This window comes from Pectobacterium peruviense (assembly GCF_002847345.1).
GTDB classification, from domain to species: domain Bacteria; phylum Pseudomonadota; class Gammaproteobacteria; order Enterobacterales; family Enterobacteriaceae; genus Pectobacterium; species Pectobacterium peruviense.
Genome location: NZ_LXFV01000022.1, coordinates 89316 through 102946 on the forward strand (window position 1 = coordinate 89316; position 13631 = coordinate 102946).

General features: G+C 53.1%; 12 protein-coding genes. 5 read left to right on the plus strand and 7 right to left on the minus strand.

Features of this window, described 5'->3' with window-relative positions; all coding sequences use genetic code 11:
* Positions 1-15: 15 nt before the first annotated feature.
* The gene (gene frsA / locus A0G03_RS16175) at positions 16-1266 is read right to left on the minus strand and encodes an esterase FrsA (RefSeq protein ID WP_048261854.1); all 1251 of its coding nucleotides are present in this window, start codon (positions 1264-1266) and stop codon (positions 16-18) included.
* A gap of 217 nt (positions 1267-1483) precedes the next feature.
* Positions 1484-1942 (minus strand): xanthine phosphoribosyltransferase, encoded by a 459-nt coding sequence (gene gpt, locus A0G03_RS16180; protein ID WP_048261856.1) that lies wholly within the window; start codon positions 1940-1942, stop codon positions 1484-1486.
* A gap of 332 nt (positions 1943-2274) precedes the next feature.
* Between gpt and pepD the strand changes: the two genes are divergently transcribed.
* Positions 2275-3735, plus strand: a complete 1461-nt coding sequence (gene pepD / locus A0G03_RS16185) for a beta-Ala-His dipeptidase (RefSeq protein ID WP_048261858.1) — start codon at positions 2275-2277, stop codon at positions 3733-3735.
* Between the two features lie 65 nt (positions 3736-3800).
* Here the strand turns inward: pepD and dinB are convergent, their stop codons facing one another.
* Positions 3801-4859: a DNA polymerase IV gene (dinB, locus tag A0G03_RS16190; RefSeq protein WP_048261861.1), complete on the minus strand. Its 1059-nt coding sequence runs from the start codon at positions 4857-4859 to the stop codon at positions 3801-3803.
* 75 nt (positions 4860-4934) lie between these two features.
* On the minus strand, positions 4935-5735 hold the full coding sequence (locus A0G03_RS16195; protein ID WP_048261862.1) for a helix-turn-helix transcriptional regulator: 801 nt from the start codon (positions 5733-5735) through the stop codon (positions 4935-4937).
* Between the two features lie 222 nt (positions 5736-5957).
* Between A0G03_RS16195 and A0G03_RS16200 the strand changes: the two genes are divergently transcribed.
* Positions 5958-6728 carry a class I SAM-dependent methyltransferase gene (locus A0G03_RS16200; protein WP_048261865.1) on the plus strand — a complete coding sequence of 257 codons (771 nt, stop codon included), beginning with the start codon at positions 5958-5960 and terminating at the stop codon, positions 6726-6728.
* A 268-nt stretch (positions 6729-6996) separates the two neighbouring features.
* On the plus strand, positions 6997-7731 hold the full coding sequence (gene dpaA, locus A0G03_RS16205) for a peptidoglycan meso-diaminopimelic acid protein amidase (protein WP_048261866.1): 735 nt from the start codon (positions 6997-6999) through the stop codon (positions 7729-7731).
* Here dpaA and A0G03_RS16210 read toward each other — a convergent pair.
* The gene (locus A0G03_RS16210) at positions 7702-8469 is read right to left on the minus strand and encodes a class II glutamine amidotransferase (protein ID WP_048261868.1); all 768 of its coding nucleotides are present in this window, start codon (positions 8467-8469) and stop codon (positions 7702-7704) included. The two genes, dpaA and A0G03_RS16210, sit on opposite strands and share 30 nt — an antisense overlap.
* Before the next feature lie 50 nt (positions 8470-8519).
* On the minus strand, positions 8520-9101 hold the full coding sequence (gene lpcA / locus A0G03_RS16215) for a D-sedoheptulose 7-phosphate isomerase (RefSeq protein WP_048261870.1): 582 nt from the start codon (positions 9099-9101) through the stop codon (positions 8520-8522).
* 347 nt (positions 9102-9448) lie between these two features.
* Between lpcA and fadE the strand changes: the two genes are divergently transcribed.
* The gene (fadE, locus tag A0G03_RS16220; protein ID WP_048261872.1) at positions 9449-11896 is read left to right on the plus strand and encodes an acyl-CoA dehydrogenase FadE; all 2448 of its coding nucleotides are present in this window, start codon (positions 9449-9451) and stop codon (positions 11894-11896) included.
* A gap of 98 nt (positions 11897-11994) precedes the next feature.
* Complete coding sequence (gene yajD / locus A0G03_RS16225) at positions 11995-12345, plus strand: HNH nuclease YajD (RefSeq protein ID WP_048261875.1); 351 nt, start codon at positions 11995-11997, stop codon at positions 12343-12345.
* Between the two features lie 80 nt (positions 12346-12425).
* Here yajD and mtnK read toward each other — a convergent pair whose 3' ends face one another.
* Positions 12426-13628, minus strand: coding sequence for an S-methyl-5-thioribose kinase (gene mtnK, locus A0G03_RS16230; protein WP_101749524.1), 1203 nt, complete (start codon positions 13626-13628; stop codon positions 12426-12428).
* Positions 13629-13631: the final 3 nt, after the last annotated feature.

Here is a 13631-nt window from a genome sequence, read left to right on the forward strand (position 1 = left end):
GTTTATTCATCATGTTCAACACACTTTATCCTGCAACCACGCGCTGATTTGCTGTAGTGCGCGATCAAAATTCTGGTACACCGGAGAGAAATTAACCGGCATCAGCTTTCCTTGTGCGGATGAATTCACAATCAGGCTTGCCTCTTCTTTCGGGCATAGCAGATCGTTATCCCAGTAACCTGCCAGCATCGGCGTCGGGCAGCGACGCCCTAGCAGCCCTTGCGTTTTCAACGAATAACGCCCCAGCTCGGTCTTCAGCGACGCATCCGTCGAGTAAGGCATGCCCAACCGGCTTGCCAGCACATCCATAAACATATCTGGTACCTGCTGCTGGCGAGTCGGATCGCTTAACAGATGATGCACCACTGGGCCAAGACAGGCTACGCCGCATAAGCGCTGTGATTCCAGATAAGCCAGCCGAACGGCAATGTTGGCACCAAAGCGGAAACCAAATGCAGCAACGCGAGTGTGATCGACCCACGGGACATCCGGCAACGCGCGTAAGACCTGCTGGTGCAAAAAACTGGAATCCTGAGTCAACTTCCAGCGGGAAGAAAATCCAACGGAGGGAACATCAATCGTCAACATCGCCATGCCCGCTGGCGCAAAATAGTCCTGAAATAGGCGGTGATAATCGCTCTGCAACGTTTCCAGACTGCCACACATGAGGACAGTCGGGAAAGGGGCTTTTCCTTGCGATGGCATATGCAGAAAGCCAGTCAGCGTGCCGCCGCCTGCAATCGGAAAGGTCAGTTCTTTGAGTTCGTACGGCAGGTACTTAGCAGCCTCTTCATAGGCGCGATTTGCCAGCGTTTGCGCCTGCTCCGCCAGCTCATCGCCTTTAATATGCGGATACGCGGCAATGCTGTAGAGGTTGGCTGCATTCAACCAAAACTGTCCGGTTCGCGCGTCATTTCCACTTTCTGTGGCTCGCTGCTGCCAGTCTGCGCCCTGCTTCGCCCACTCATAAATCCAGTTACCGCCTCGGTAGCCGATCACCGTATCGAGCAACTGTTCATTGCTTCGGTCAGACTTGCTGGCCGCGATACGTGACAGCACGTCTTCAATTTCCCACGGGTCGACACCACGCCAAATCCACATCAGTCGGTTAATCATCCGATACCAACTGCGGGTCTTTTCTCCTTCCAGCGTAGAATGTATCCCCTGCGTTTCCTGATCGTGTCGCGTACGTCTGACCAACGTCGAGGTTTCTGGATGTTTGAAGGATGGTTTGAATAGCGTTTCAGACAGGTTAGCTTGCGCCACAGCAGCCTCCGTTAATGTGAACCGCCGTTAGCGGACATCAGACGACTTCTTCGTCACCTGCTAAAGTGTAACGAACTCAGGCTAGGGAAGACAAATGCCAACGTCAGAAACACACGATCGGATCAAGCCCTGCGCCAGAAATCATAAGGGAGTAGATACAACAATGCCCGGCTAAACCGGGCATTGTTGGGAATCGGTGAGGATTGTCGCTAGGCGATTAACGGCTAGACAAAGGCGGAACAAACACCACGCCCATATCCCACGGTTGTTCAATCCAGGTATCCTGCGGGATATCAATCACGTAGTCGTCGACCAGCGGTTGACCAGCAGGTTTGGCGAAAATGGTCACAAAGTGCGCTTTCGGATACATATCACGAATCGCCTTTGCCGTACCGCCAGTATCAACCAGATCGTCAACCACGATAAATCCTTCGCCATCTCCCTCGGCACGCTTGATCACTTTCATTTCGCGCTGGTTGTCATGGTCATAACTGGAGATGCAAACGGTATCAACGTGACGAATGCCAAGCTCACGCGCCAGCAGCGCGCCAGGAACCAGACCACCACGGCTGACGGCAATGATGCCTTTCCATTGTTCGGCAGGCAGTAAACGCTGTGCCAGTTTGCGGGCATGAATTTGCAACATATCCCAGGTTACGACGTACTTTTCGCTCATAAAATATATCCCAGCCGAATAAAAACCGGCTTAAGTTGAGTCTGAGAGGGGGAAAAAGGTTGCGCGAGATTATAGATAGCCAACAACATAAAAACCAGTTTTTCTCAACGCGAGAGCCGAGTTTTTCCTGACAACCTGCGCCCTGCCAAGCCTGTTGACTTATATTGCGGAATGAAAAGTAAGCGGGAACGACGGCAATTTCCCCAGCTTTGATGGAAAATGATATTCTCTTATGACACGCCACCTTACGTGGCTAACCGCGATTAACTTTTAACCTCTAGCCCCTGCACGCCAGAATGCGAAAACAGGCAGCTAATAAGGAGACTGAAATAGTGTCTGAATTGTCTCAACTTTCCCCCCAGCCTCTGTGGGATATTTTCGCCAAAATCTGTTCTATTCCGCACCCTTCTTATCATGAAGAAGCGCTGGCCGCGCACATTCTGGAATGGGCTAAAGAGAAAGGCATTTATGCCGAACGCGATCAGGTTGGCAATATTCTGCTGCGCAAAGCGGCAACCGCAGGTATGGAAAATCGCAAACCTGTCGTGTTGCAGGCGCATCTAGATATGGTGCCGCAGAAAAACAACGACACCGTGCATGATTTCACTACCGATCCGATCCAGCCTTACGTGGACGGTGAATGGCTGAAAGCACGCGGCACCACACTAGGTGCGGATAACGGTATTGGTATGGCTTCCGCGCTGGCAGTGCTGGCCGATCCGCGCGTCGAGCACGGTCCGCTGGAAGTACTGCTGACCATGACGGAAGAAGCGGGTATGGATGGCGCATTTGGCCTGCAACCTAACTGGCTTCAGGCCGAAATCCTGATCAACACCGATTCGGAAGAAGAAGGCGAGATCTACATGGGTTGCGCGGGCGGTATTGATTTTATTACCCATCTACCGCTGGTGCGTGAAGTGCCACCAGCTGGTTACCAAACGCTGAAGCTGACGATTAAAGGGCTGAAAGGCGGCCATTCCGGTGGCGACATTCATCTGGGACTGGGTAACGCCAACAAACTGCTGGCACGTTTCCTGTTCGAGCAGGCGAAAGCGCTGGATATCCGCATTCTCGATCTGAACGGTGGCACGCTGCGTAACGCGATTCCACGTGAAGCCTTCGCGACGCTGTCACTGCCTGCCGCTAACGTCGAGCAGTTGAAGACGCTGAGCCAAGACTATCTGGCCGTGTTGAAGAATGAACTGTCTGCCGTTGAGAAAAACCTGACTGTGCTGGTGGAAGCCAGCGACAGCAACGAACACCCGCTGACGCAGGACAGCCGCGACCGTCTGCTGGCGCTGCTCAACGCGACGCCGAACGGCGTGATCCGCATGAGCGACGACGTCAAAGGCGTGGTGGAAACCTCACTGAACCTCGGCGTTGTCACCATGGAAGACGACCACGCGGAAATTATCTGCCTGATTCGTTCGCTGATCGACAGCGGCAAAGACGCTGTAGTCGGTACGCTGACGTCGCTCGGCCAATTGGCTGGCGCGAAAACGTCACCGAAAGGCGGCTACCCAGGCTGGCAGCCAGATGCGCATTCACCGGTCATGGCGCTGGTTCGCGAAACGTATCAGAAGCTGTTCAACAAGACGCCGAACATCATGGTGATTCACGCAGGGCTGGAATGTGGTCTGTTCAAGAAACCGTACCCAGACATGGATATGGTCTCCATTGGGCCGACCATCACCGGACCGCACTCGCCGGATGAGCAAGTACATATCGGCAGCGTGGATCTGTACTGGAAATTGCTGACAGAACTGCTGAAAGCGATTCCGCCACGCGCCTAATCGCATTGCTGTAAAAAACCAAGGCGACGGATATCCGTCGCCTTTTTATTCCCAGTCTGTCCCGACTATCCCCAATCAAAGACCAGCTGTCGCTCAATTTGCGGGTCGAGCAACGTCACATGTAGCCCAACTAGCCGGACGCCTCTGGATTTACGCCGCTCCTGCCAGGTTTGTTGCGCCAGCTTCAACAGATCCTGTTTATTCAACATCGGCCACACATGTTCCTGCGTCGTTTGCTGAAAGTCATCGAACTTGAGTTTTACCCCCTGACGCGCAATATGCAGATCGGGTTTCACCCGTTTCAGACGAACTTCCAACTCCTGATAAAGCTGTTCTATCAGGTTTTCACACTGACCCCAATCGTGGATATCCTGCGCCAGCGTCTTCTCTACCCCAACCGACTTCCTCAGCCGATCCGGTGAAATCCGCCGATCGTCAATCCCCTGACATCGCTCCCACAGCACCCGGCCAAACTTGCCGAATGCTTTGAGCAGATCCGCCAGCGCATATACCCGCACATCGGCACAGGTATGCAGACCGCGTTCTTCCAGCCGTTTCGCCGTCACTTTTCCAACGCCGGGAATCTTCTCCAGCGGCAGCGCGAGCAGGAAATCATCCACCTGCTCCGGTGTAATTACATATTGTCCATTCGGCTTATTTAACTCAGACGCGACCTTCGCCAGAAACTTGATCGGCGCAATGCCTGCCGAGGCTGTCAGATTCAGTTCATGCGCAATCGTTCGGCGGATTTCTTCGGCGATCCGCGTTGCCGAACCGTTGCAGTGCGGACTATCGGTAACATCCAGATAGGCTTCATCCAGAGAAAGCGGTTCGATCAGTGAGGTGTAGCGGGCGAAAATTTCTCGGATCTGGCGCGAAGTGGACTTATACACCTCCATGCGCCCCGGTAACAACGTGAGCTGCGGACACAGGCGCAGAGCGGTTGCGGTCGCCATCGCGCTGCGGACACCGTAGCGTCGGGCAGGATAGTTAGCGGTACTAATAACGCCACGTCGATCGGCGCTTCCACCAATCGCCAGAGGAATATCGCGCAGGCGCGGGTTATCACGCATCTCAATTGCTGCGTAGAAGCAGTCCATATCAACATGAATGATTTTGCGCATACTGGCCCTCTGACAATACTGTATGAATATACAGATCAAAGTCAGTGTAGACAAGTTGCGCGATGCTTGCCGCGTTTACTGCATGATGAGCATCACCAGCTTAACTTCCCCATGACCGGCAGGATGGAAAGTCTGTTGATGGTAGGCCACATCGCCAAGCAAAGGATGATGAAAACGTCTTTCGCCGCCTTCACGGGCGGTGACAGCCTGCTGCGACCACCAAAGGTTGAATTCGCGGCTTTCTTCACACAGCGCCATCACGATTTGCCGAACGGACTCGGTTGGCGCGTAATAACTTGATTCCGCACGAAACTCTGCCACCACCCGCTTTGCTCGTTCCGGCCAGTCCACCACCAGCGATCGTGCTAATGGATTAAGAAACATGAAACGCAGCAGATTAGGTTCGGGATCATTTCCCAACCACTCGGCAAACAACTGTTCCGACGGCGCATTCCACGCGAGCATATTCCAGCAGCCATCCAGAAGATACGCAGGGCAGGCAATCTGGTGCAGGCTGGCGGCAACCTGTGCATCCAGCAACGTTGCCCTATTCTGCTTCTGAGGATCCTTCACGCCAGCAAGACTAAAAAGATAGTCATGCTCGGCGGGTTCCAGTTTTAATGCCTGCGATAAACGGGTCAACGCGGATGCCGAAGCGGACACATCACGCCCCTGCTCAATCCAGGTATACCAAGTGGTGCTGATTCGGGCGATTTGCGCCAATTCTTCGCGGCGTAACCCATTGGTGCGCCGCCGCCCAGAGGCAGGCAGACCAACCATTTCCGGCGTTGTCCGCTCACGCAACGCCCGTAAGAAAGCGCCTAGCGCTTTTGGACCACTCAGAGAATTGGCAGACATAAACGTATTTGCAGACATAACCCAGTGTCCTTTTCATTCTGTTCATCCAAGTGACTTACGATGACAGCGGCAAAAATGTGCTAATCAAACAGGGAGTATTTTATACCCGTATAAATGCTCATATTGTACCCGTATTTTTCCCTGATTATAGTGTTCTCAGACTAAGGTCTTCTTTACTGGCAGGCGCGCCGCCGTTTAACCATGACGAAACGAAAAAACTCAGATAAAGCGGGAGCAATGATGGAAGAAAAACAGAATCATAATCGTCGTGTCGAACACCAGTTCGGCTCACAGGCGCAGAGCTACCTGACCAGCGCGGTGCACGCGCAGGGCAAAGATTTAACCCAACTGGCGGCGTTATTGGCTCCTTTTCCGCAGGCACGCGTGATCGATGTTGGCTGCGGTGCCGGACATGCCAGCTTCGTCGCCGCACAGGCCGTGGCGGAGGTTGTCGCCTATGACCTGTCATCCCAAATGCTGGATGTGGTGAGTCAGGCCGCAGAGCAAAAAGGGCTGAATAATATCCGCATTCAACAAGGCGTAGCCGAGTCTTTACCATTCGATAACGGCAGTGCGGACATCATCATCAGCCGTTATTCCGCACACCACTGGCATGATGTCGGGCAGGCGTTACGTGAAATGCGGCGCGTGCTGAAACCGGGCGGTCGCGTGATCATGATGGACGTCGTTTCGCCCGGTCATCCGTTGTTGGACATCTATTTGCAGACGGTAGAGAAGCTGCGCGACACGTCGCACGTGCGCAACTACGCGCCGGGCGAATGGCTGAGTCTGTTTACAGAAGCAGGGTTTACCGTGCGCAATGTTACCAGCGACAGGTTGACGCTGGAATTCAGCAGTTGGATCGCACGTATGCGCACGCCTGAACATTTCGCTATCGCCATCCGTGAGTTGCAAAAAACGCTGGCGGATGAGGTGGCGCAGCATTTTGACGTACAGGCAGACGGTTCCTTTGTCACCGACATTATGATGATAGAAGCCACCCGCGCCTAATACGCTTTTCTCCGCAATTAACGACGTAAAAACGATCTCAAATTGGGCGGCCCGCATCCTTTCGGGCCGTTTTTTGTAAATGTTATTTCCTAGCGCTTTTCAACGCTTGATTAATATGAAACCAATGATAATGTGATTTCGTTTTCGTCGTTCTCTATTTGGCGACGAAATACAGAACGATAACGGCTGTCCCAACGCTTTCGCTAAAGCACCAGTATCGCGACGCGGATGCCGCGTGTAGCAGGCAATTTTATTATCAGGAACCATAATGCAAAAAATCGCGCTGTCGTTTGCGATGTTGTTTTTTTTGCCTTCTCTTGTTGTTACCAGCGCCGCCAGCGAGACTGCACCACCGCTTGCGCCGATAGCAAAAGAATTAAAACAGCAATTATTAGGCTCTCCGATCTATATTCAGATCTTTAAAGAAGAGCGAATATTCGAACTCTATGCGAAAGTCGGCAACGAATATCGTTTATTGGAACAATATCCAATTTGTAAATATTCGGGTGGATTAGGGCCAAAACGCGTTGAAGGCGATTTAAAAAGCCCGGAAGGTTTCTATCAGGTCGATCTGCGCCAGCTCAAGCCAGACAGCCAATATTACCGCGCGATCAATATCGGTTTTCCCAACGACTATGATAAATCACAGGGATATTCTGGCCGCTATTTAATGATCCACGGTGAATGTGTGTCGGTTGGCTGCTATGCCATGACTAACAACTATATGGATGTGATTTATCGCTATGCAGAAGCGGCGCTACGCCACGGGCAGGCGAAAATTGATATCGCCATCTATCCGTTCCGCATGACGGAACAGAACATGCAGCGCCACCGCAGTTCTACCTATGCCAGCTTCTGGAAACAGCTTCAGCCGGGATACGCTTACTTTAATCAGCACAACCAGCCGCCGGCCATCACGGTTTTTAACGGGCAATACGTCGTTAACCCACCGCTGATGACCAGCCAGCCAACCTTAAAGTATGCGCTCGCCGAAACAAAATAGAACGAATTCACCTGGCATTATCTGATGCCAGGTTTCGTTGCCCGTTAGCGGCTGCGTCGCCAGCACGGTGACGACATCATTGGGCGTAGTCTGCTGCTGGAAATCAATCTCTACATCCTGATCTAACAGCGTCGCTTTGCCAAACGGCGCGCGGCGGGTGATCCAGTAGAGTTTGGTTGAGCAATACCCCATCACAAATCGCCCGTCCGACAGCAGCATGTTAAACACGCCTTTCTCCCGCAAGACATCCGCCTGTTTAGCGATATAGCGGAATACCGCAGGCCAGTTACCCGGCGTGCGTGGATAGCGCTCGGACAGCTGGGACAACAGCCAGCAGAAGGCAAATTCGCTGTCCGTCTGGCCGACAGGGCGAAACATCCCCGTTTTCAGGGTGTGGTAGCCTTTAAGCTGCCCGTTGTGGGCGTACGTCCAGTTCCGCCCCCATAGCTCGCGAGTAAACGGATGGGTATTTTCCAGCGAAACCTCACCGCGATTCGCCTGCCGAATATGTGAAATCACCGCACACGATTTGATCGGGTAATCCTGCACCAGCCGGGCAATCGGCGAGTTATAGCTCGGCAGCGGATCTTTGAACGTACGACAGCCGTTCCCTTCATAAAAGGTAATCCCCCAGCCATCCCGGTGCGGACCGGTGTTCCCACCGCGTTGTATCAGCCCGGTAAAGCTAAAGCAGATATCCGTCGGTACATTCGCGCTCATCCCCAGCAGTTCACACATCTGACTTCCTACCCTTCCCTTCTTGCCCTTTTAGAGCGTATTAATGCGGCTTACTGATCCGCCATCTCTTTTTCAATCAGTTGAATCAGGATGTGAATCGCTTTGATATGGATTTCCTGAATACGGTCGGCATAACCAAAGTGCGGAACACGGATTTCCACATCGGCCGATCCTGCCATTTTGCCGCCGTCTTTCCCCGTTAGCGTAATGACCTTCATGCCTTTCGTTTTTGCCGCAGCAATGGCTTTAATGATATTGCCAGAATTACCAGAAGTGGAAATCCCCAGCAACACATCGCCTTCACGTCCCAGCGATTCAACGTAACGGGAGAAGACAAAATCGTAGCCAAAATCGTTGCTGACACAAGACAGGTGACTTGGATCGGAGATCGCAATAGCTGGGTAACCCGGACGATTCTCACGGTAACGACCCGTCAGCTCTTCGGCAAAGTGCATCGCGTCACAGTGTGAGCCACCGTTACCGCAGGAAATCACTTTACCACCCGCTTTAAAAGCGTTAGCCAGCAGTACCGCAGCGTTTTGAATCGACTGAATGTTCGCATCATCACTCAAGAAATTATTCAGTGTTTCTGCCGCTTCTTTCAGTTCACTACGGATTAAATCCTGATACATGGAATCCTCTCATTTTGTCTGGTGACAGTATCATCTTCTGCATGCAGTGTAGCGGATTGAACAAACAGCGAGAAGCGCGTAATCACGGGATCGAGAGGATCGCTGATGCCCGTCAGAAAACGCGTGACGGCCGTTCGGTTTGTGAAGTGAGTTGTAATTATGATGTAAACGAATTGATAAAAATAATCAGATAAACTAAAACAAATATAAGCAACAGGTCAGACCTCTTACAACATTGACCTCTTACGCCTTATTTCACTGATGAAACGGTTCTCGCTTTCCACTATCACACAATACTCGGTGGAGGGAAGGAACCTTTAATTCGATCACAATGCTGGAGACACGTTATGGTTGCTGTCAGTATCCTCCTCCTACTGATTATCATCGGAGCGATGTTTTACCATCGGCTCAATCTGCTGCTCGGCAGCGCCATCCTGCTGGCCTACTTCGCAGCCATGTCCGCCATGTTACTGTGGCCCGTTTGGCTGATGATTCCGCTCGTAATTCTGCTGATTCCGATTACGGTTCCCGCCCTGCGTCAAAAGCTGGTTTCCGCTTCCGCGCTGCGCATGTTCCAGAAGGTCATGCCGCCGATGTCGAACACGGAAAAAGAAGCGATCGATGCCGGAACAACCTGGTGGGAAGGCGATCTGTTTCGCGGCGTACCGGACTGGAAAAAATTGCATAACTACCCGCGCCCGCAACTGACGGCTGAAGAGCAGGCGTTTATCGACGGGCCAGTTGAAGAAGCCTGTCGAATGGCCAACGACTTTGAAATCACCCACGAACGCGCCGATATTCCACCGGAGCTGTGGGCATTTTTAAAAGAACACCGCTTCTTCGCCATGATCATCAAAAAGCAATACGGCGGTCTGGAATTCTCCGCTTATGCACAAGCACAGGTGCTGCAAAAACTGTCGGGCGTCTCCAGTATTGTGGCGATCACCGTCGGTGTTCCTAACTCACTCGGCCCCGGCGAACTGCTGCAACACTACGGTACGGAAGCGCAAAAAGATCACTACCTGCCACGTCTGGCACGCGGTCAGGAAGTTCCCTGCTTTGCGCTGACCAGCCCAGAAGCGGGATCTGATGCAGGTTCAATTCCCGATACCGGCATTGTCTGCTACGGCAACTGGCACGGGGAACAGGTCGTAGGTATGCGCCTGACCTGGAATAAACGCTATATCACACTCGCGCCCGTCGCCACCGTGCTCGGGTTGGCCTTTAAGCTGTACGATCCCGATCACCTGTTAGGCGATCAAGACGACGTAGGGATTACCTGTGCGTTAATTCCGACGGATACTGACGGCGTTAAAATCGGCCGCCGCCATTTCCCGCTGAACGTTCCATTCCAAAATGGACCAACGCAGGGTGAGAACATTTTTGTTCCGCTGGATTACATCATTGGTGGTGCGAAGATGGCAGGTCAGGGCTGGCGTATGCTGATGGAGTGCCTGTCAGTGGGGCGCGGCATTACGTTACCGTCCAATTCCACCGGCGGGCTGAAGTCGATTGCCCTCGGCATTGGTGCTTACGCCCACATTCGCCGCCAGTTCAAAATCTCTATCGGTAAGATGGAAGGCATCGAAGAACCGCTGGCACGCATCGCAGGTAATGCTTACGTGATGGACGCTGCTGCGACGCTGATTACCAGCGGCATCATGCAGGGTGAAAAACCAGCTGTGCTTTCCGCTATCGTCAAATATCACTGTACCCACCGCGGTCAGCGCAGCGTGCTGGATGCGATGGATATCGCTGGCGGTAAAGGCATCTGTCTCGGCCCGTCCAACTTTCTGGCGCGCAGCTATCAGGGCGCACCGATTGCCATCACCGTGGAAGGGGCAAACATCCTGACGCGCAGTATGATTATCTTCGGCCAGGGTGCAATCCGCTGTCATCCTTATGTACTGGAAGAAATGGCAGCCGCGCAGGACAACGATGTATCGCGCTTTGACCGTGCACTGGTTGGACACATTGGCCACGTTGGCAGCAATAAGGTGCGTAGCTTCTGGCTCGGCCTGACCAACGGCCTGCTAAGCCGTGCGCCGGTAAACGACAAAACGCGTCGCTACTATCAACAACTCAACCGCCTCAGTGCGAATCTGGCACTGCTGTCTGATGTATCGATGGCGGTACTGGGCGGTAGCCTGAAGCGTCGTGAGCGTATCTCGGCACGTTTAGGCGATATTCTCAGCCAGCTCTATTTAGCCTCTGCGACGCTGAAACGCTATGAGGATGAAGGTCGCCAGAAAGCGGATCTACCGCTGGTGCACTGGGGCGTGCAGGATAGCCTGCATCAGGCAGAGCAAGCACTGGACGATCTGCTGCGCAATTTCCCGAATCGCGTCGTGGCGGGGTTGCTGACCGTCATTATCTTCCCGCTGGGTCTGCGTTGCCCTGCACCGTCTGATCGCCTCGATCACGAGGTCGCGAAGATTCTGCAAACGCCATCAGAAACGCGTAGTCGTCTGGGACGCGGCCAATATCTGGTTGCCAGTGAGCACAACCCTGTCGGGCTGCTGGAAGAAGCATTGCGGGATATCATCGCAGCCGAGCCGATTTACCAACGCCTGTCGAAGGCCAGCGATAAACCGCTGCCGTTCATGCGATTGGATCAACTGGCAGAGCAAGCGCTGATCGAAGGTCAGATTACCGCAGAAGAAGCGGGTATTCTGACCAAAGCCGAAGCCAGCCGCTTACGTTCTATTAATGTGGATGACTTTGCGTTCGACGCGCTGGCCGCCAACAATCCCGCGTCCGTAACACAGCCAGAAAGAAAAACCGAAGCGGCATAAATAGAATCAGGCCGTCAATATGGCGGCCTGTTCCTTTCTTTACACGTTCATCAGTTGTAAAATCGATGCCATCTTTTCTTCTGAATGAAACCCTACACATGGCTTACATCCCCAAGAACTACGCCAGACTTGAAAGCGGCTACCGCGAAAAAGCGCTCAAACTTTTCCCGTGGGTGTGTGGTCGTTGTTCACGCGAATTCGTCTATTCCAACCTGCGTGAATTGACCGTTCACCACATCGATCACGATCACGGCAATAACCCGGAAGACGGCAGTAACTGGGAAATGCTGTGCCTCTACTGTCACGACAATGAGCATTCGAAATATACCGATGCAGATATGTACGGTTCGACCGTCGTTGCAGGTGAAGATGCGCAGAAGGATGTTGGAGTTGCCACGCATAATCCTTTTGCGGATTTACAGGCCATGATGAATAAAGGGAAGAAATAGAGATAAAACATCATAGGATTGCCGCTCCCATCCGGTTCGTTGACGGGAGCGGGTCTTGAAATTGTGTGGCTAACTAATTATTAAGCCCCACTCTGCCGTACACGCGCCAGTAGTGCATCCACATCGGCAATATGCGGAGCTGCCAGCACCAACGTCCTGCCCAGCGAAAGAGCATGACGCTGACACGCCAGACGGGCATCCGTCTCCTGAATGCTATCAAGATCGGCAACGTGCGCCAGCCCAATCGTGCGGCGAATCAGTTCAGTTCCACAGTATCCGATAGCATCCAGCCAAACCTGCTGTAAAAACAGCGCGGCATAACCCGATTCCGCCAGCGCCGGCTCGCGGCTGTCACTTTCGCTCAGTGCCAGGAAACGTGCAGAAAAGGTCTGCCAAAGCGCACGAATATCTTCCAGACGTCGTTCACGCCCAGCCGCCGCCTCACGCGGGGACAGCAGCCCCGGCAGGCCACAATAATTCAGCAGCAGGTTGCCAATGGCGGTGCCAACGTCAAAACCAACCGGCCCATAGAAACCGAATTCAGCGTCAATCGCCTTTAAGCGCCCTTCCGCCACAAAGATCGATCCGCTGTGGATGTCGCCGTGCAGCAGCGCTTCAGCTTTGCTTAGGAAGCGGTGCTTAAGCCCAGCAACCGCCAGCTTCAGCGCCCGATCGTCACGCAATGCCTGCACATCCGGTGTCAACGCCGCATCAAACTGATTTCTTTCGTGATCGATATAGGGGTCGGTAAAGAAAAGGTCTTCGGTAATCTGGCACAGTTCAGGGTTGGTAAACTGGCTTACCGCTGCTTTCTTCTCATGCGGATGCTGATAGAAATCAGAAGTATGGAATAACGTTTGTGCCAGATATTCCCCTAACTGCGCCGCCGCCTGAGGATAATCCACTCCCTTGATCAACTCGCTGCGCCAGATGCGATGATCGGAGAGATCTTCCTGAACCATCACCGCCAGTTCGGGATCGTGATATAGCACGGTCACGGTATGTTGCGGACAAAAACGCGCGTGCGTCAGCAACGTTTCGGCCTCAATACGGGCGCGGTCGAGCGTCAGCGGCCAGGATTCCCCGACACAGCGTACGTAGGGCAGCGCCTGTTTAACAATCACCCGGCTGATGCCCGCTTCATCTTTAATTTTAAACACCAGATTCAGATTGCCATCGCCGATCTCTTCTGCGGTTACCAGCGTTTGCGGCTGACTGACACCGCCGTACTGGCGGGCATATTCAACACAGTCATCCGCCGTAAAAAGGCGGTGAAATGACAATCC

Bases quoted from the DNA above. Each gene is read 5' to 3' on its own strand.
- gpt (WP_048261856.1), bottom strand. From the start codon at position 1,942: ATGAGCGAAAAGTACGTCGTAACCTGGGATATGTTGCAAATTCATGCC.
- dinB (WP_048261861.1), bottom strand. From the start codon at position 4,859: ATGCGCAAAATCATTCATGTTGATATGGACTGCTTCTACGCAGCAATT.
- A0G03_RS16195 (WP_048261862.1), bottom strand. From the start codon at position 5,735: ATGTCTGCAAATACGTTTATGTCTGCCAATTCTCTGAGTGGTCCAAAA.
- A0G03_RS16200 (WP_048261865.1), top strand. From the start codon at position 5,958: ATGGAAGAAAAACAGAATCATAATCGTCGTGTCGAACACCAGTTCGGC.
- dpaA (WP_048261866.1), top strand. From the start codon at position 6,997: ATGCAAAAAATCGCGCTGTCGTTTGCGATGTTGTTTTTTTTGCCTTCT.
- A0G03_RS16210 (WP_048261868.1), bottom strand. From the start codon at position 8,469: ATGTGTGAACTGCTGGGGATGAGCGCGAATGTACCGACGGATATCTGC.
- lpcA (WP_048261870.1), bottom strand. From the start codon at position 9,101: ATGTATCAGGATTTAATCCGTAGTGAACTGAAAGAAGCGGCAGAAACA.
- fadE (WP_048261872.1), top strand. From the start codon at position 9,449: ATGGTTGCTGTCAGTATCCTCCTCCTACTGATTATCATCGGAGCGATG.
- yajD (WP_048261875.1), top strand. From the start codon at position 11,995: ATGGCTTACATCCCCAAGAACTACGCCAGACTTGAAAGCGGCTACCGC.